The 16,015-nt window shown below is 62.5% G+C and carries 20 protein-coding genes; 11 read left to right on the forward strand and 9 right to left on the reverse strand.

Features of this window, described 5'->3' with window-relative positions; all coding sequences use genetic code 11:
- The first annotated feature begins 120 nt into the window (after nucleotides 1-120).
- Nucleotides 121-858 carry a type 1 glutamine amidotransferase gene (locus tag J3O30_RS01250; RefSeq protein WP_207582521.1) on the forward strand — a complete coding sequence of 246 codons (738 nt, stop codon included), beginning with the start codon at nucleotides 121-123 and terminating at the stop codon, nucleotides 856-858.
- An 11-nt stretch (nucleotides 859-869) separates the two neighbouring features.
- Nucleotides 870-1,418, forward strand: coding sequence for a sugar O-acetyltransferase (locus J3O30_RS01255; RefSeq protein ID WP_207582522.1), 549 nt, complete (start codon nucleotides 870-872; stop codon nucleotides 1,416-1,418).
- A gap of 64 nt (nucleotides 1,419-1,482) precedes the next feature.
- Here the strand turns inward: J3O30_RS01255 and J3O30_RS01260 are convergent, their stop codons facing one another.
- Nucleotides 1,483-1,911, reverse strand: a complete 429-nt coding sequence (locus J3O30_RS01260; protein ID WP_207582523.1) for a helix-turn-helix domain-containing protein — start codon at nucleotides 1,909-1,911, stop codon at nucleotides 1,483-1,485.
- Nucleotides 1,912-2,060: 149 nt separating this feature from the next.
- On the opposite strand from J3O30_RS01260, the gene J3O30_RS01265 reads away from it, so the two are divergent.
- Together J3O30_RS01265 and J3O30_RS01270 are read left to right on the forward strand one after the other, a co-directional pair.
- A complete protein-coding gene (locus tag J3O30_RS01265; RefSeq protein WP_246762706.1) occupies nucleotides 2,061-3,452 on the forward strand; it encodes an MFS transporter in 1,392 nt (463 codons plus the stop codon).
- 88 nt (nucleotides 3,453-3,540) lie between these two features.
- Nucleotides 3,541-3,993, forward strand: coding sequence for a GFA family protein (locus tag J3O30_RS01270; protein WP_207582525.1), 453 nt, complete (start codon nucleotides 3,541-3,543; stop codon nucleotides 3,991-3,993).
- Between the two features lie 4 nt (nucleotides 3,994-3,997).
- On the opposite strand, the gene J3O30_RS01275 is transcribed toward J3O30_RS01270, so the two are convergent.
- The 4 genes from J3O30_RS01275 to tenA all read right to left on the reverse strand — a co-directional run bounded on the left by J3O30_RS01275 (nucleotide 3,998) and on the right by tenA (nucleotide 7,194).
- Nucleotides 3,998-4,297: a CcdB family protein gene (locus J3O30_RS01275; protein WP_207582526.1), complete on the reverse strand. Its 300-nt coding sequence runs from the start codon at nucleotides 4,295-4,297 to the stop codon at nucleotides 3,998-4,000.
- Nucleotides 4,297-4,527, reverse strand: a complete 231-nt coding sequence (locus J3O30_RS01280) for a type II toxin-antitoxin system CcdA family antitoxin (protein WP_207582527.1) — start codon at nucleotides 4,525-4,527, stop codon at nucleotides 4,297-4,299. The genes J3O30_RS01275 and J3O30_RS01280 overlap by 1 nt, the downstream gene beginning before the upstream one ends.
- Nucleotides 4,528-4,585: 58 nt before the next feature.
- Nucleotides 4,586-6,418: a translation elongation factor 4 gene (gene lepA, locus J3O30_RS01285; protein ID WP_207582528.1), complete on the reverse strand. Its 1,833-nt coding sequence runs from the start codon at nucleotides 6,416-6,418 to the stop codon at nucleotides 4,586-4,588.
- Nucleotides 6,419-6,495: 77 nt separating this feature from the next.
- Nucleotides 6,496-7,194, reverse strand: a complete 699-nt coding sequence (tenA, locus tag J3O30_RS01290; RefSeq protein ID WP_207582529.1) for a thiaminase II — start codon at nucleotides 7,192-7,194, stop codon at nucleotides 6,496-6,498.
- 138 nt (nucleotides 7,195-7,332) lie between these two features.
- On the opposite strand from tenA, the gene J3O30_RS01295 reads away from it, so the two are divergent.
- A complete protein-coding gene (locus J3O30_RS01295; protein ID WP_207582530.1) occupies nucleotides 7,333-7,902 on the forward strand; it encodes an XRE family transcriptional regulator in 570 nt (189 codons plus the stop codon).
- A gap of 23 nt (nucleotides 7,903-7,925) precedes the next feature.
- Nucleotides 7,926-8,444, forward strand: coding sequence for a GNAT family N-acetyltransferase (locus J3O30_RS01300; protein WP_207582531.1), 519 nt, complete (start codon nucleotides 7,926-7,928; stop codon nucleotides 8,442-8,444).
- 29 nt (nucleotides 8,445-8,473) lie between these two features.
- Here J3O30_RS01300 and J3O30_RS01305 read toward each other — a convergent pair whose 3' ends face one another.
- Nucleotides 8,474-9,085, reverse strand: coding sequence for an HAD-IA family hydrolase (locus J3O30_RS01305; protein WP_207582532.1), 612 nt, complete (start codon nucleotides 9,083-9,085; stop codon nucleotides 8,474-8,476).
- A 132-nt stretch (nucleotides 9,086-9,217) separates the two neighbouring features.
- Here J3O30_RS01305 and J3O30_RS01310 point away from each other — a divergent pair, with 132 nt between their 5' ends.
- From J3O30_RS01310 to J3O30_RS01320, 3 genes are all read left to right on the forward strand, one after another.
- A complete protein-coding gene (locus J3O30_RS01310) occupies nucleotides 9,218-10,243 on the forward strand; it encodes a histone deacetylase family protein (protein ID WP_207582533.1) in 1,026 nt (341 codons plus the stop codon).
- A gap of 9 nt (nucleotides 10,244-10,252) precedes the next feature.
- A complete protein-coding gene (recX, locus tag J3O30_RS01315; RefSeq protein WP_207584236.1) occupies nucleotides 10,253-10,804 on the forward strand; it encodes a recombination regulator RecX in 552 nt (183 codons plus the stop codon).
- Nucleotides 10,805-10,894: 90 nt separating this feature from the next.
- Nucleotides 10,895-11,788 carry an EamA family transporter gene (locus J3O30_RS01320; protein ID WP_207582534.1) on the forward strand — a complete coding sequence of 298 codons (894 nt, stop codon included), beginning with the start codon at nucleotides 10,895-10,897 and terminating at the stop codon, nucleotides 11,786-11,788.
- A gap of 3 nt (nucleotides 11,789-11,791) precedes the next feature.
- Here J3O30_RS01320 and J3O30_RS01325 read toward each other — a convergent pair whose 3' ends face one another.
- On the reverse strand, nucleotides 11,792-12,259 hold the full coding sequence (locus J3O30_RS01325) for a truncated hemoglobin (RefSeq protein ID WP_207582535.1): 468 nt from the start codon (nucleotides 12,257-12,259) through the stop codon (nucleotides 11,792-11,794).
- Between the two features lie 170 nt (nucleotides 12,260-12,429).
- Between J3O30_RS01325 and mbfA the strand changes: the two genes are divergently transcribed.
- Nucleotides 12,430-13,413: an iron exporter MbfA gene (mbfA, locus tag J3O30_RS01330; protein ID WP_207582536.1), complete on the forward strand. Its 984-nt coding sequence runs from the start codon at nucleotides 12,430-12,432 to the stop codon at nucleotides 13,411-13,413.
- A 120-nt stretch (nucleotides 13,414-13,533) separates the two neighbouring features.
- Here mbfA and J3O30_RS01335 read toward each other — a convergent pair whose 3' ends face one another.
- Nucleotides 13,534-14,133 (reverse strand): transglutaminase-like cysteine peptidase, encoded by a 600-nt coding sequence (locus tag J3O30_RS01335; RefSeq protein ID WP_207582537.1) that lies wholly within the window; start codon nucleotides 14,131-14,133, stop codon nucleotides 13,534-13,536.
- 164 nt (nucleotides 14,134-14,297) lie between these two features.
- Nucleotides 14,298-15,167, reverse strand: a complete 870-nt coding sequence (locus tag J3O30_RS01340) for an alpha/beta hydrolase (RefSeq protein ID WP_207582538.1) — start codon at nucleotides 15,165-15,167, stop codon at nucleotides 14,298-14,300.
- A gap of 179 nt (nucleotides 15,168-15,346) precedes the next feature.
- On the opposite strand from J3O30_RS01340, the gene infC reads away from it, so the two are divergent.
- Nucleotides 15,347-15,883, forward strand: a complete 537-nt coding sequence (infC, locus tag J3O30_RS01345; protein ID WP_081525788.1) for a translation initiation factor IF-3 — start codon at nucleotides 15,347-15,349, stop codon at nucleotides 15,881-15,883.
- Nucleotides 15,884-16,015 lie beyond the last annotated feature (132 nt).

Below are 16,015 nucleotides of genomic sequence, written 5' to 3' on the forward strand. Positions count from 1 at the left end.
GGCAGACTCCTTTTCTCTGCGCTGATGTAAGCCCTGTTGTTGGCGCGCGCAATCGCCAGCGTCTTGCGCGCCACCCGCCGGCATGGTCTCTTCCTCTATCGGCAATACCGGGAAAAACCCATGCGAGTCGCAGTCATCGAAAATATGAAGAACACCGGCCTCGGCGCGCTTGCCGCTGCACTCCATGAGGCGGAAGCGGAGATCGAGTGGTTCCGGGTGTGGCAGGACGGCGTCCTGCCGCCGGATATATCCGGCCATGACGCGCTTGTCGTTCTTGGTGGCGAGCAGAGCGCGCTGGATGACGAGACGCACCCCTATCTGCCGGAGCTCGTCCGGCTTTCGCGCCGCTTCGGCGATGCCGGCAAGGCCGTGCTCGGCATCTGCCTCGGTAGCCAGATCCTCGCCCGCGCCTATGGCGGCGACAATTTGCTAGGAAGCGCCCGCGAATTCGGCTGGCACGGGATCGGCGTCACCGAGGAGGGCCAGGCCGACCCGCTGCTGTCGGCGCTTGGCGGCGAATTCACCATCTTCGAATGGCATGTCGATACGTTTTCCCTGCCCGCCGGCGCGGTGCGTCTGGCGACAAGCCCTGTCGCCGAGAACCAGGCTTTCCGCATCGGCCGCGCCGTCTATGGCACCCAGTTCCATTTCGAGGCCAATTCCGCGGTCGTCGCGCAATGGAAGGCCGAATTCCCCGATACGATCGAGCGCATCGCGCCAGGCTGGCTGGAGAGCCATGCCGAACTGGCGGCAAGACATGGGCGTGGCGCCGATGCCGCGGGCCTTGCCATCGCCCGCGCCTGGGTCAGCCTGATCGAAGCAGACGAGATCGAGATGCTGTCAGAGGCCTCGGCGTGAGAGGCGAGGTCATGCCGGCAAGCGAACGCGAGAAGATGGCGGCAGGCGAATGGTATTGCTGCCTCGATGACGAACTCGATCTCTTGCGCCGGCAGGCGCGCCGGGCTGTCCATGCCCACAATACGCTGCCGCCGGACGAACGCGGCGCCATGGCGCCAGCCCTGAGGGCGCTCTTTGCGGGCATGGCACCCGATGTCTTCATCGAAGCGCCGTTTCACTGCTCCTACGGCATCAACATCACTCTCGGCGAGCGCGTCTATTTCAATGCCGGCTGCACCATCCTCGATTCCGGCCGGGTGACCATCGGCGACCGCACCATGTTCGGCCCCGGCGTGCGGATCTATTGCGCCGAACATCACAAGGACCCGACGCTTCGCAGCCGGGGCATCGAGATCGCTCGGCCGGTCGTTTTCGGCAGCGACGTCTGGATCGGCGGCGGCGCCATCATCCTCGGCGGCGTCGCGATCGGCGATGGTGCGATCGTCGGCGCCGGCGCCGTGGTGACCAGGGATGTGCCGGCGAACGCCACCGTGATCGGCAACCCGGCGCGCGCTCGATAGGCTTCGCCCAAATTCATCTGTCGCGGCATGCAGGCCAAAGCCCCCGCCAGCATTCGTTGCCCGGCTAAAGGCCGCTGTCGGCTCGCGCATCGTAGCGTTGCCGCGCGGCGATGATGCCGGCCTGGTTCTGCTCGGTCCACAGCACCAGCGAACGGATCGTTTCGTGCAGCGTGCAGCCGAGCGGCGTCAACGCGTAATCGACCTTCGGCGGCACGACCGGATAGACGGTGCGCTCGATGATACCGTCCCGCTCCAGGTGCCGCAGCGTCGTCGTCAGCATGCGCTGGCTGATGCCGTCGATATTCCTCTTCAATTCCGTGAAGCGAAGCGTGCGTTTTTCGAGCAGCGCAATGACGAGCAGCGACCATTTGTCGGCGATCCGGTCGAGGATCTGCCGGACCTCGCATTCCTCGCGCGCATCCCATTGCAGGACGTCATAATTCTTGCCGGTGCTGCAAATGTCACTCGGTGAGTTTGAAGTGCCTTCTTCCATGGTGCCGGATCATGTCTTAACTAGGCTTCGGTTACAAGAGGGAACCGAGGCATGAAAAGTAACTCGCCTCATCCCCGTTGTTTCAGCTCGTCAACCGAAGGAACGGATCCATGTCCACCCCATCTTCCCAGACCAAATCAGAAGGACGCATGAGCCCACGCTCAGCCGGGGCACTGATCGTGCTCTGTGGCGCGATCTTCCTCGAAGGCATCGATGTCGCCATGCTCAATATCGCGCTGCCGGCGATCCGCGCCGATCTCGGCCTGTCGACAACGACGCTCAGCGCCGTCGTCAGCGCCTATGTGCTCGGTTATGCCGGCTTCATGCTGCTTGGCGGCCGCGCCGCCGATATCTTCGGCAGGAAGCGCGTCTTCCTGACGGCGCTCGCCGTCTTCCTCGCCTTCTCCGGCCTCGGTGGTTTTGCGAGCGAGGGCTGGATGCTGCTCGTTGCCCGCTTCGTCACCGGTGCAGCTTCCGCCTTCATGACGCCCGCCGGCCTGGCGCTCATCACCGCCAATTTCCCCGAGGGAGCGCAGCGCAACCGGGCGGTAATGATCTATGCGTCGACGGCGTCGGCCGGCTTCTCGCTCGGCCTTGTCGCCGGCGGCCTGCTTGCCGCGATCGACTGGCGCTGGGTGTTTTTCGCGCCGGTGGTGCTTGCGGCGAGCCTCCTTGCCGTCGCCCCGCGGCTGATCGTCGACCGGGGTGCGGGAACCGCGCGTGGAAAATTCGATCTATCTGGCGCAGTGACGCTGACCGGCGCCATGCTGCTTGCCGCCTACGGCGTCACCCGGCTCGAGCATCCTGGCGAGCGCGCGGAATGGACGATCGCCGTCTTTGTGGCAAGTGCGCTGTTCTGGCTTGCCTTCATTCTGATCGAGCGCTCCTCGGCTGCCCCCTTGGTGCGGCTCGGCATTCTGCGCTCGGGCGCCCTGATCCGCGCCAATCTCGGCGCCCTGCTGTTTGCCGGCTCCTTTTTCGGCTTTCAGTTCATCGCCTCCCTGTATCTGCAGGAGCTGCTCGGCTGGACGCCGATGCAGACGAGCCTGGCGCTGCTGGCGATCGGCATCGACGCGGTGGTTGCGCCGATCCTGACGCCGCGGCTCGTCGACCGCTTCGGCAATGTCTGCGTCATTCTCGGCGGCTTCCTGCTGGCGCTTGCCTGTTATGCGCTATTCTCTCGCATGGGCTTCGACTGGACCTATGCTGCCATGTTCCCGTCGATGCTCCTGCTCGGCCTTGCCTTCGCGCTCGGCTATGGCCCGTTGACCATCGTCGCGACCGACGGCATCGCCGAAGACGAGCATGGGCTTGCCAGCGGCTTGGTCAATACCGCGATCCAGTTCGGAGCCGCGCTCGGCCTTTCCGGCGTCAGCGCCATCGGCGCCTATATTCTGGGCGAAGAAATCTCTCCCGAAGCCCGGCTGGAATCGCTACGTGTGGCGCTTCTGGTGCCGATGGCGGCTGCAGCCCTCGGCGCGCTGGTCATGGCAACGGGCCTGCGGGGCCGCGGCGGCTCCCGCCGCGAAGCGGTCGCCTGACCATGCTCGGCAAGGCTACGCATCGTGGCCTTGCCACCTCGACAGCGGCGATCATTCCGCTAGATCATCGGCAAACGGGAGAAATATCATGACAGCGCAAACCCTACCCATGGAAGGCGGCTGCCGTTGCGGCCAGGTGCGGTTGAAGATCAGCGCGCCGCCGCTGCTGACCATGGCCTGTCATTGCACAGGCTGCCAGAGGATGACCGCGAGCGCCTATTCGTTGAGCGCCGCCATCCCCAGTGAAGGCTTCGAGGTGACGAAAGGCGAGCCCGTCATCGGCGGCCTGCACGGCGTTACGAAACACTATTTTTGCCCGCATTGCATGAGCTGGATGTTCACCCGCCCCGAAGGCATGGACTGGTTCGTCAACCTGCGTGTGACCATGCTCGACGATCCCAGCTGGTTCACCCCCTTCATCGAGACCTGGACGAGCGAGAAGCTGGCCTTTGCCGAGACCGGCGCCGTGCACAGCTACGAGGCGCTGCCCGAGATGGAAGCCTATGAGGGGCTGGTGAAGGAGTATATGGGCAGGGGATGACGGCTCAGAAGCCCTGAAAGAGAAAATCCAGGGCGCTGGTGATACGATCGCTGTCGGAGGTGAGATCCGCGGCGACGACGCCGATCTCTTTAATGGAAATCGCACCGACAAATTGGGTCGCCATCACGTATGGCACGTCGTTGATCACAAATTGCGGATTGAGCTGGCGCATTATTTTGGGAAGAGCTTGCAGCGGAAGCATCGGTGCCATGATCCGCGTCGTCAGCTCGCCATGCAGATCTGACTGCAGATCGAGAGCAAGCGCATCGGTATGCACGAGATTGTAGACGTGAAACCGTGCCATCAGAATTGGCGATATTTCCGAAACGGCAGGCCGTGCTTTTCGACATAGGCGTTGGAAGCGGCGATAGCCTCGGCATTCTCGATACGCCACAGCCGCTCGCGTTCCGCCTTTATGGCTTTCGCGATTCCATCTTCCGCCGCCCTGGATATATTGATCTTGAGGTCGCGCGCCTGCGAGACGAGACCTTCATCGAGAGAGAGGTTCGCTGCTTTTCTCGCATGCTGCGCCATGACGATCTCCTTGGTTTGATGCGCACACTATATGCGCATCAGATGCCATTGAGAAGCGTTACTCGTCGCCCATCTTCAGCGCTGCAATAAACGCTTCCTGCGGAATCTCGACCTTGCCGAACTGGCGCATGCGCTTCTTGCCAGCCTTCTGCTTGTCGAGCAGCTTGCGCTTGCGGGTGGCGTCGCCGCCGTAGCATTTCGCCGTCACGTCCTTGCGCAACGCCGAGATGGTCTCGCGGGCGATGACATTGCCGCCGATCGCCGCCTGGATCGGAATCTTGAACATGTGCTTCGGGATCAGCTCCTTGAGCTTTTCGCACATGTCGCGGCCGCGCTTTTCGGCCGCCGTCCGGTGCACCATCATCGATAGCGCGTCGACCGGCTCGCCATTGACGAGGATCGACATCTTCACCAGGTTGCCCTCGCGGTGGTCGGTCAGCGTATAGTCGAAGGAGGCGTAGCCCTTCGAGATCGACTTCAGCCGATCGTAGAAATCGAAGACGACTTCATTGAGCGGCAAGTCATAGGTCAGCATCGCGCGCGTGCCGACATAGGTGAGTTCGATCTGGATGCCGCGGCGGTCCTGGCAAAGCTTCAGAATGCCACCGAGATAATCGTCTGGTGTGAGGATCGTCGCGCGGATCCACGGTTCGTGGATTTCGGAGATCTTGACGACATCGGGCATGTCGGCCGGGTTGTGCAGCTCGCGCTCCGTGCCGTCGGTCATGAACATCTTGTAGACGACGGAGGGTGCGGTGGCGATGAGGTCGAGGTCGAACTCGCGCTCCAGCCGCTCCTGGATGATTTCGAGATGCAGGAGGCCGAGGAAGCCGCAACGGAAGCCGAAGCCGAGGGCGGCCGACGATTCCATCTCGAAGGAAAACGATGCGTCGTTGAGGCGAAGCTTGCCCATGGCGGCGCGCAAATCCTCGAAATCGGCGGCATCAACCGGGAACAGGCCGCAGAACACCACCGGCTGCGCCGGCTTGAAGCCAGGCAGCGCCTGGGCGGTCGGCCGCTTGTCCTCAGTGATCGTATCGCCGACGCGGGTATCGGCCACTTCCTTGATCGAGGCGGTGATGAAACCGATCTCGCCGGGGCCGAGGCTGTCGATATTGACCATCTTCGGCGTCAGCACGCCGACGCGCTCCACCTGGTATTTCGCATCGGTGCCCATCATGCGGATCGTCTGACCCTTGGTCAGCACGCCATCGATGATGCGCACGAGAACCATGACGCCGAGATAGGTGTCGTACCAGCTGTCGACCAGCAGCGCCTTCAGCGGCGCTTTTTCGCCGCCGGGGCTCTTCGGCGCCGGCAGCTTGTTAACGATCGCCTCCAGCACGTCGGGAATGCCGAGACCGGTCTTGGCCGAAATCAGCACGGCCTCCGAAGCGTCGATGCCGATCACTTCCTCGATCTGCTCCCTGATGCGGTCGGGTTCGGCGGCCGGCAGGTCGATCTTGTTGAGGACGGTGACGATTTCGTGGTTGTTGTCGATCGCCTGGTAGACGTTGGCGAGCGTCTGCGCCTCGACGCCCTGGCTGGCGTCGACGACGAGCAGCGAGCCCTCGCAGGCCGATAGCGACCGCGAGACTTCGTAGGCGAAGTCGACATGGCCGGGCGTGTCGATCAGGTTGAGAATATATTTCTCGCCATTGTTCGCCTGGTAATGCAGGCGCACGGTCTGGGCCTTGATGGTGATGCCGCGCTCGCGCTCGATATCCATATTGTCGAGCACCTGCTCGGACATTTCGCGCTCGGCAAGGCCGCCCGTCGTCTGGATCAGCCGGTCGGCCAGCGTCGATTTGCCGTGGTCGATGTGGGCCACGATCGAAAAGTTGCGGATATGGGACAGCGGAGTGGTGGAATTGGTGCTCATGCGCGCCATATAGCAGCGCCGCCCCCTGCCGCAAAGCGGTAATTATCCCGCTGTTTACGCTATTTTGTCGGCCGGTCGGGCGCGGATCAGACCGGCCACGTCTCCAGCCGCCAGGCTGAATCCCAGAACATCCATTCATATTGCGAGGCGCGCACGAAGACATCGCTCATCTCGGCGCGCTCCACCGGTGACGCGGCGCGGGCGGCAATGTCGGTCAGCGCGATCACCTCGCGGGCACCGGCGGCAAATTGCGGATCGCCATAGGTGTTGATCCAGGCCTGGAAGGCGTTGCCCTCGATCGCCGGCCGGTTCTTGATCGCCTCGCCGACGTGCCAGTAGATCCAGAAGCAGGGAAGGATGGAAGAAAGCGCCACCGCGTAGGAGCGGTGATAGGCGGTGGCAAGCAGGAAGTTGGTATAGGCAAAGCAGGCAGGCGAGGGTTCGGCTGATGTCACATCCGCGGAGGTGATGCCGAACTGGGTGAGGAAGCCTGCATGCAGGCCCTGCTCGACGGTGATCGCCTTCTGCGCCGAACCGAGGAAGCGCAGCACCTGCGCATTGTCGGGCGCCTTGGCCGCGACGATCGCCAGGCAGCGCGCATAATGCTTCAGGTAGAGCGCATCCTGCAGAATGTAGTGCCGGAAAACCTCCGGCGGTAGCGTGCCGTCGGACAGGCGGGTAAGAAGCGGCAAGACCTCGATCTTGGCCATAACGGGCGCGATCCTGTCCCAGGCGGCGGCCGTGAAGCTTGCCGTCAGTTCGGTGCTCTGCGTGCTGGCGTCCATCGTTTTCTCCCATCTGGATTGCGCTGCCATATATCGGCGAGGCTGTGGCGAAAGCAAGGTCAGCGCCGACCGCCTGAAGAGAGTTGATTCCATCATCGGATCATGTATTTCTCTTATAGTGGAATCATGGATCTAGAGATGGAAGACCAACTGGAACAGGCAATCGGCATCCGCATCCGCAAGCTGCGGCTGGAAAAGGGCTTGACGCTGGAGGATCTTGCCGCGTTTTCCGGCGTCAGCCGGGCGATGATTTCGCGCATCGAGCGGGCGGAGGCGAGCCCGACCGCCTCGCTGCTGGCCAGAATTTGCGCCGCCCTCGGCCTGTCGCTCTCGGCCTTCTTCGCGGAGGAAGGGCAGCAGGCCTCGCCGCTTGCCCGCCGGCAGGAGCAGCAGGTCTGGCGCGACCCGGAGACCGGTTATCTCAGAAGGTCTGTGTCGGCTCCGGGCACCGCCTCCGATGTCGACATCGTCGAAGTCGAATTTCCGGCCGGCGCCCGCGTCAGCTTCCCCCCGCATGCCAGCGCCCATGGCATGACCCAGCATGTCTGGCTGTTCGACGGCGAGCTGGAGATGACGGCGGGGGAGGTGGTCTATCGGCTGCGCCCCGGCGATTGTCTCTTCATGCCCGTCGGCGAGGGCCATGTCTTCCACAATCCCGGCCATGCCCCGGCGAGCTATTGCGTCGTGCTCGATCGCGGCGGCCGCTAACAGCTTCATTTCAGGAGAACAGCATGGCCGACATTCGTACCCTTTCTGCCGAGGAGGCGCGCGCCGCCATTCCGGCGCTGGCGCAGGTGCTTGCCGATTGCGTCGCGGGCGGCGCTTCCGTCGGCTTCATGCAACCTTACGGGTCTGAGGATGCCGTGCCCTATTGGCGCGATGTCGCCGATGCGGTCGCCTCCGGCGGGAACCTGCTGCTGGTCGCCGAACTCGACGGTCAGATCGTCGGCACGGTGCAGGTAGGCGCCGCGCAGATGCCGAACCAGCCGCATCGCGGCGATCTGAAGAAGCTCTTGGTGCATCGCTCCGCCCGCGGGCGTGGCCTTGCCCGGCTGCTGATGGATGCCGCCGAGCGCGAGGCGGCAAGGCGTGGCAAGACCTTGCTGGTGCTTGATACGGCAACCGGCAGCGATGCCGAGGCGATCTATCCGCGCCTCGGCTGGCAGCGCGTCGGTGTCATCCCGGATTATGCGCTGTGGCCGCAAGGCGGCTTCTGCGATACCACCCTGTTCTATAAGCGGCTCGCCTGATTGCGCCGGCCCGGCTCATCCCAGACGGCTTATCGCGGATGGCTGAAGGCGGAAAGCGTCTCGTGCAGCCTGGCGCCCGCCGTCCATTGCGCCGCATTCCAGCCGAACTGCCGCGCCGCTTCGATATTTTCCACCATATCGTCGATAAAGGCGATCTCGCCGGGCAGGGCCCCGGCCCGCTCGGTCGCCAGCCGGAAAAACTCAGGCGAAGGTTTGCGGTGTCCGAGCGCTGCGGAGTAGAGGATGCGGTCGAAATGCGCGCCGAGGCCGGCCTCTTCCATCAGGTAGCGCGCCCGCCGGTGCTCCTGGTTGGTCGCCAGGAAAAGCGTGATGCCGCTTTGCCGGAGCGCGGCAAGCTCTTTCAGCAAGTCGAGATCGAGGCGGCGATCGTTTTCGAACCAGTATTCCATCAGCGTCGCGGCGCTGAGATGGGGCGCGATCTTTGCCAGCACTTTGGCAAGCCCGGGCTCCAACGCTTCGCGGCCGATAATGATATCGCCCCAGCAAGTCTGGAAGAATTCCTGCTGCAGCAGCTCGAGGCGCAGTCCGAGATCGCGTTCGAGATAGGTGAAGTGCGGCAGGCCGTCGGCCGGCCGGCCATGAATGAGCACGCCGTCAATATCGACCATCAGCACTTTCATGCGGGAAATTTCCTCGTTCTCAAAACACTGGTGAAGGTGGCGTTATCTGCCTCGGCGATCAATGCCTCCTGCGGCTTTTTTGCTGGGGTCAACCCGTGTAAATCTCGACTTCAACCAACGGCAGGATCTGAAATGCGCGTCATCTATTCCGAAGACCACAAGCTGCGCGACGCCAGGACCGAGCTTTACGCCGGTCAACTGGTGACGCCCTTCGAGGCGCCGTTCCGGGCCGAATGGATCCTCGCGGCGGTGAAGGAGGCGGGCTTTGCCGATGTCGTCGCGCCCGGTGCGCACGGGCTGGAAACGGCTGGGAAGGTGCATGATCCCGCCTATCTCGATTTTCTCGCCACCGTCTGGGACCGCTGGGTGGCGGCCGGGTTCGAAGGGGAGGCGATCGCCAATTCCTTCCCGGTGCGCCGCACCAGCCAGCGTGTGCCCGAAAATATCGTCGGCGCGATCGGCCATTATGCCAATGCCGCCGACACCTCGATCACCAAGGGCTCTTATGAGGCGGCGATCGCCTCGATGCGCTGCGCGGTGTCAGGCGCCGACTGGCTGACGCAGGGTCATCGTTTCGCCTTCGCGCTCTGCCGCCCGCCCGGCCACCATGCCGGCATCGATCTCTTCGGCGGCTATTGCTTCATCAACAATTCGGGCGTGGCGGCGCAGCGGCTGCTCGACCGCGGCGCGAAAAAGGTCGCCGTGCTCGACGTCGATTTCCACCATGGCAACGGCACGCAGGATCTCTTCTATCACAGAGGCGATGTCTTCACTGCCTCGCTGCATGGCGATCCTATGCAGGCCTTTCCCTATTTCCTCGGCCATGCCGACGAGGAAGGCGAGGGGGATGGCACCGGCGCCAACCGCAATTATCCGATGCCGCCGGGCACGCCCTGGGAGGTCTGGTCTTCGGCCCTTGCCGATGCGCTCGCCCGCATCAAGGCCTTCGGCGCCGAGGCGATCGTCGTGGCGCTCGGCGTCGATACTTTCGAACGCGACCCGATCTCCTTTTTCAGCCTGACCTCTGACGATTTCACCCGCATGGGGGCGATGATCGCCGCTGCCGGCCTGCCGGTGCTGACCTGCATGGAGGGCGGTTACGGTGTGCCGGAGATCGGGCTCAACGTTGCCAATGTCCTCAAGGGTCTGGAAGCCTGATTGCTTGATATGACCGACGAGACCGTTCCATCCGATATCCCGACACCCCGCATGCTGAGCTGGGCGCGCAACTCCGCCATCTATCGCCTGGAGCGGCGGATGATGACGGAAAAGCAGCTCTTCGACGCCATCACCCGCAAGGCCAGGGAGAAGTTCGAGGATATCAGCGCGGCGCAACTCAAGGCCGTTGCCGATTTCGCCGTCAAATTTGCCTATGACAACAAGGTGCTCGACGATAGCGCCTATGCCGAGATCAGCACGCGCTCTGCCATGCGCGGCGGCAAATCGAAACGCGCGATCGCCCGGAAACTGACAGCCAAGGGTGTCTCCAGCGACAAGGTCGAGACGGCACTTGAGGAGGCTGACGATCTCTATGCCGCGGCGATATTTGCCCGCAAGCGCGCCTTCGGTCCCTTCCGCCGGGTCGAGCTCGACGACAAGCGAAAAGCCAAGGAGCTATCGGCCTTCGCCCGCAACGGCTTCAGCTTCGAGATCGGCAAGAAGGTCTTCGAAATGAGCTTCGACGACGCCGAAGAGGTGATCCTCTCCGGCCGCCTCTGATGCATCAGGTCTTTTGCTGCCCGGATCAGAAGTTTGAATTTGTCCGCCGCAAATCGCCTTCGTATGAAGAGCGCTCAATCGGAGACGCACATGGAAGACAGAACGAACGACGGTTCCGGCGTGCTGGCCATCGAAGCGCCTGCAACATCCGGCGGCGTGGCGGCGGGTGCCCTGATGTGCCTCATGTCCATGTCCTCAATCCAGTTCGGCGCGGCGCTGTCCTCCTCCGCCATCGCCACCTATGGACCAGCCGGCGCCAGCTGGCTGCGCCTTGCCTTTGCCGCCATCATTCTGGCCGTCGCCGTCCGTCCGCGCATATTCAGCTATAGCCGGGAGCAATGGACAAGCGCGCTGGTTCTCGGCACGACGACAGCGCTGATGACCATGAGTTTCTTCGCGGCGATCGAGCGCATACCGCTCGGTCTTGCCGTGGCGATCGATTTTCTCGGCCCGCTTTCGGTGGCGACCATCGGTTATGGCCTCAGCCGCCGTCTCGTCTGGCCGCTCATTGCCGCGCTCGGCGTTCTGGCTCTTGCCCATGACGGTGAAGGCTGGGTTGGGAATATCCAGGGCATTCTTTTCGCCTGCGGCGCGGGAACCGGCTGGGCGATCTATATCGTGCTCACGAAGAGGATCGGCGCAAGCTTCAAGGGGTTGGAAGGGCTTTCCATGTCGCTCATGGTCGCCGCTCTGGTCGCCACACCTTTCGGCTTCTCAGGCGCCGTGCCGGCGCTCGATAGCTACGGCCTGATCGAAATGGCAGGCCTTGCCATTCTCGTGCCGCTACTGCCCTACACGCTGGAGCTGATTGCTTTGCGGCGCATGCCGACGACCTCCTTCGGCATTCTGATGAGTCTGGAGCCGGCCATTGCGGCGCTTGCAGGCTTTGCCATTCTGGCGCAGCCCCTGACCCTTCTGCAGATGGCCGGAACGGCCCTGGTCGTCGCCGCAAGCGCCGGCGCCACCTTCTCCGCAAAGCAGTAGGGATCAGCCCGTCTTCTTGGTCGGATCGTCGAGGGCGGGATTATAGAACAGCGAGAGCGTCAGGCTCTTGGCGATCCGCTCCGCCGTCGCCATGAACCAGGCCTTGGCCTCCGGCGTTGGGGCGATATCGTCGAGCGTCGCGGCAAACAGCGACAGCCACTTCGGAAAGAGGTCAAGCGTCAGGTTCTGGACACCGGTATGCGCCTGCACCGGCTTGCCGCCATAGGCGCCGCTGCGGAAGGCGACCGCCGACCAAAAGCTCTTCATCTTCGCCATATGCGCCGGCCAACGGCCAGACAGCCTGGCGTCGAACACCGGGCCGAGATCGGGATGCGCAAGCACGCGGGCGTAGAAAGTCTCGACCAGCCTGTCGATGAAGGCCGCGTCGACGCCCATTTCCCGCATTTCGGCCTCCGCCCTTTCGCGGATCGCCGCGACATGGGCAGGGCGGCCCTGAATCTCATTGTCCATCGTAAACCCCGGCGCTGCGTGATGCGGCAGCCCTTATATAGGCCGTCATGGCAACCAGCCAAAGTCATCCGCGCCCCTTGCGGCAATCTGTCAGCGAGTCTTGCTACACACTTGACCGCCATTGCCACCTTCTCTAGATTTAGAATTATTCTAAAAAATTGGAGAAAGTCATGCTGGCGCGGTTTTTCAGATCCCCGAAACGATCTTTCGAGTCGCTGTCCGAGCAGGAGATTCTCGCCCTTGCGATCGCCTCCGAGGAGGACGATGCCCGCATCTATCTCGCCTATGCCGATAGGTTGCGCCGCGAATTTCCGGCCTCCGCCAAGGTCTTCGAAGATATGGCCGAGGTCGAGGATACGCATCGCAAGTCGTTGTTCGAAATCCATCGCCAGCGTTTCGGCGAGCGCATTCCGCTGATCCGGCGCGAACATGTCGAGGGCTTCTACGAACGCAAACCCGACTGGCTCAGGGCAAATCTTACGCTGGATGCGATGCGGCGGGAAACCGAGGCGATGGAGGAGCAGGCCTATCGTTTCTATGTCGAGGCGGCAAAACGCACCTCAGACGCCTCGACGCGCGAGCTTCTCGGCGATCTCGCCCTCGCCGAACAAGGGCATGAGGACATCGCCCGCATGCTGGGCGACAAACATACGCCTGAAGATGTCAAGCATGACGAGAACGAGACGGTGCGGCGGCAGTTCGTGCTGACCTATGTGCAGCCGGGTCTTGCCGGTTTGATGGATGGCTCGGTCTCGACGCTGGCGCCGATCTTCGCCGCCGCCTTCGCCACGCAGGATACCTGGCAGACTTTCCTTGTCGGTCTTTCCGCCTCCGTCGGCGCCGGCATCTCGATGGGCTTCACCGAGGCCGCCCATGACGACGGCAAGATCTCCGGCAGAGGTTCGCCGGTCAAACGCGGCCTTGCCTGTGGCATCATGACGGCGCTCGGCGGCCTCGGCCACGCGCTGCCCTACCTCATCCCGCACTTCTGGACGGCGACCATCACCGCCGCCATCGTCGTCTTCTTCGAACTCTGGGCAATCGCCTTTATCCAGAACCGCTACATGGAAACACCCTTCCTGCGCGCCGCCTTCCAGGTAGTGCTCGGCGGCGGCCTGGTGCTCGGCGCCGGTATATTGATTGGCAATGGGTGAGGAGCGTTAGCGACGAACACCTTGAGCGGAAGCGAAAGGTAACGGTAGACGCCTCTCCGCCGTCCAGAAAAACAAAAAGGCCGACTTTCGCCGGCCTTTCCCCACACCCCCCAAAAATCCTTACCGCAGTGCGCCGACCAGTACGTCGCGGCCGTTCTCGATGGTGACCCAGCGGCCGGAATTGTAGCTCGACTGCCGCTTGACGAAGGAATAGGGCGTTCCAAACCACGGCTTGACGTCGGAGGCGAGGTTGTCGAGCACGAAATCGCCCTCGGCGGTGCGCAGCGTCAGCACGGCATGGCCTTCACCGTCAGGCTTGCGCACGACGGTCATCAGCAGATCGGCAGCCGAAAAGCCGCGCTGGATCAGCGTCCGGCGCTTCAGCAGCGCGAAATCCTCGCAGTCGCCGGCAGTGGTCGGATAGGCCCAGACCTCATCCTTGCCGTAGATTTCCTTGTCGGTCATCGGCGTGATCGTGCGGTTGACCGTGGCGTTGACCGAACGCACCAGCGACCACTTTGCCGGCGTCATCTCGACCGGGCCAGAATTGCGGTTTGCGCCGCATTCACTGCGGTGGATCTGACAGAAATCGTAGTGGCCAATTGGCTGGGAGGTGGCATTGCCCGTTACCATGGAAGCATTTCTGCTGGGGGCCGGTATGGCGGCCGTTGCCATCGCAAACATGGCCATCATGGCCACAAAAATACCCTTTATCCGCACGCCCGCTCTTCCTCGCATCGCCCCTTATTTATTAACAAAGTGTTAATGGAGAGGGCCAAGAAGAGTCAATCGTTACTTCTTGGGAGCACCTTACGACTCGCCGACATGGTTAAAATGCAACGGGTTGGGGGCTTGCGTCAGGGGAATTTCTCGGCCGGTGCTGTTCAAACGGGCATCTGCACATTTGTCGATGAACGGATGATGCCTTTGACGGCGCTAAGCAGAAGCGCGATATCGCTCGCGCGGGAAAGCCGGTGGTCGCCGTCGCGAATGAATGTCAGCACCACGTCGTCGGCGGGAAGATGTTCGACCAGTTTCATCGCGTGCGCATGCGGCACGTCGGCGTCTTTCATGCCTTGGAGGATATGCACCGGGCAGCCCGTTTCGATGATGCCGTCGAGCACCCGGTTTTCGCGGCCGTCCTCGAGCAGTGCCCGTGTGTAGATGTTCGGCTCAGGGCTATATTGCGAGCGCTCTTCGAAATAACCCCGCTCGGCAAGCGACTTGCGCTCCTTGGCCTTGAGGTTCGGCTCGATCAGCTCGGAGGTGAAATCGGGGGCCGGCGCAATCAGCACCATCCCCTCGAGTTTTGGCCCTTCAAGTTTTGGCCCCTCGAGTTTTGGGCCTTCGAGCTTCGGGCCGTCCTGCCGCGCAAGCTCCTGCGCCAACCTGAGCGCGATCCAGCCGCCCATCGACGAGCCGACGAGGATCACTCGCTCGGGGGCAACGTAGCGGATGACGGCAAGCGCTTCCTCCAGCCAGCGTGAGATCGTGCCGTCGCTGAAGCTGCCGCCGGACAGTCCGTGGCCGGAATAATCGAGACGGATGCAGGCGAGCCCAAGTTCCGCCGCCAGCCCGTCGAGTTCCACTGCCTTGGTGCCGCTCATGTCGGACCGGTAGCCGGACAGCCAGACGAGCGCTGGTGCGCCATTGCCGGCCTGCGCCGGGCGCACCAGCATGGCGATCTCGCGCGCTGCCTCTCCCTCGCCGACCGTCAGGAACTGCGGCTGGGCATTGGGCATCTGATCGAACATCGGCGAAACTCCTGTTATTTTGGCCTATAAAACAGATTCTTGGCAGGCTGACAGCGGGTGATTTTTCCGCTAAAGGATGATATTGACTCCGTTGCAGCGATGACGCGACACGTTTGTGCACCCCGATATGGGAGCGCGAGGCTGCAACGTTCCGAAAACAACGCGAGGAGAATACGACCATTCGCAGACCTTTTAAAACCGACGCGCCCGTGAAGGACGGACCGCGCTCGAACCGTGAAATCCGCATTCCCAAAGTTCAGCTGATCGGGGCTGACGGCGAGAATATGGGCGTCGTGCCTACCGACCAGGCCTTGAAAATGGCTGAGGAAGCCGGCCTCGATCTCGTCGAAATTTCCCCCAATGTCGAACCGCCTGTGTGCAAGATCCTCGATCTGGGCAAGCTGAAATATGCCAACCAGAAGAAGGCTGCCGAGGCGCGCAAGAAGCAGAAGATCGTCGAAGTCAAAGAAATCAAAATGCGCCCGAACATCGACACCCATGATTATGAGGTGAAGATGAAGGCGATGGGTCGCTTCTTCGACGAAGGCGACAAGGTCAAGGTGACGCTGAAGTTCCGCGGCCGTGAAATGGCCCACCAGGAACTCGGCATGAAGCTTCTGCAGCAGGTCAAGGCTGATACGATCGAGTTCGCCAAGGTCGAAGCCGAACCCAAGCTCGAAGGCCGCCAGATGATGATGGTGCTGGCGCCGAAGTAAGCGCCAGGCACTTTTTCGCCCCAAGGCCGTCCGCAAGGGCGGCTTTTGTGCTTTCGGCCATGATGATTCGGGCCTTGTACTGGATGCGCGAAGATTCCTCCGCCGCCCCGTTGCACTTTCAGAACGCTGCGG

Origin of the sequence: Rhizobium sp. NZLR1 (genome assembly GCF_017357385.1) — a bacterium.
Classification (GTDB): Bacteria; Pseudomonadota; Alphaproteobacteria; order Rhizobiales; family Rhizobiaceae; genus Rhizobium.

Coding starts and splice junctions, on each gene's coding strand:
- J3O30_RS01275 (WP_207582526.1), bottom strand. CDS start 4,297: ATGGCACGGTTTCACGTCTACAATCTCGTGCATACCGATGCGCTTGCT.
- J3O30_RS01280 (WP_207582527.1), bottom strand. CDS start 4,527: ATGGCGCAGCATGCGAGAAAAGCAGCGAACCTCTCTCTCGATGAAGGT.
- J3O30_RS01310 (WP_207582533.1), top strand. CDS start 9,218: ATGCGCGTCATCTATTCCGAAGACCACAAGCTGCGCGACGCCAGGACC.
- recX (WP_207584236.1), top strand. CDS start 10,253: ATGACCGACGAGACCGTTCCATCCGATATCCCGACACCCCGCATGCTG.
- J3O30_RS01305 (WP_207582532.1), bottom strand. CDS start 9,085: ATGAAAGTGCTGATGGTCGATATTGACGGCGTGCTCATTCATGGCCGG.
- J3O30_RS01255 (WP_207582522.1), top strand. CDS start 870: ATGCCGGCAAGCGAACGCGAGAAGATGGCGGCAGGCGAATGGTATTGC.
- J3O30_RS01340 (WP_207582538.1), bottom strand. CDS start 15,167: ATGTTCGATCAGATGCCCAATGCCCAGCCGCAGTTCCTGACGGTCGGC.
- mbfA (WP_207582536.1), top strand. CDS start 12,430: ATGCTGGCGCGGTTTTTCAGATCCCCGAAACGATCTTTCGAGTCGCTG.
- J3O30_RS01300 (WP_207582531.1), top strand. CDS start 7,926: ATGGCCGACATTCGTACCCTTTCTGCCGAGGAGGCGCGCGCCGCCATT.
- J3O30_RS01325 (WP_207582535.1), bottom strand. CDS start 12,259: ATGGACAATGAGATTCAGGGCCGCCCTGCCCATGTCGCGGCGATCCGC.
- J3O30_RS01260 (WP_207582523.1), bottom strand. CDS start 1,911: ATGGAAGAAGGCACTTCAAACTCACCGAGTGACATTTGCAGCACCGGC.
- tenA (WP_207582529.1), bottom strand. CDS start 7,194: ATGGACGCCAGCACGCAGAGCACCGAACTGACGGCAAGCTTCACGGCC.
- J3O30_RS01270 (WP_207582525.1), top strand. CDS start 3,541: ATGACAGCGCAAACCCTACCCATGGAAGGCGGCTGCCGTTGCGGCCAG.
- J3O30_RS01320 (WP_207582534.1), top strand. CDS start 10,895: ATGGAAGACAGAACGAACGACGGTTCCGGCGTGCTGGCCATCGAAGCG.
- lepA (WP_207582528.1), bottom strand. CDS start 6,418: ATGGCGCGCATGAGCACCAATTCCACCACTCCGCTGTCCCATATCCGC.
- J3O30_RS01295 (WP_207582530.1), top strand. CDS start 7,333: ATGGAAGACCAACTGGAACAGGCAATCGGCATCCGCATCCGCAAGCTG.
- J3O30_RS01265 (WP_246762706.1), top strand. CDS start 2,061: ATGAGCCCACGCTCAGCCGGGGCACTGATCGTGCTCTGTGGCGCGATC.
- J3O30_RS01250 (WP_207582521.1), top strand. CDS start 121: ATGCGAGTCGCAGTCATCGAAAATATGAAGAACACCGGCCTCGGCGCG.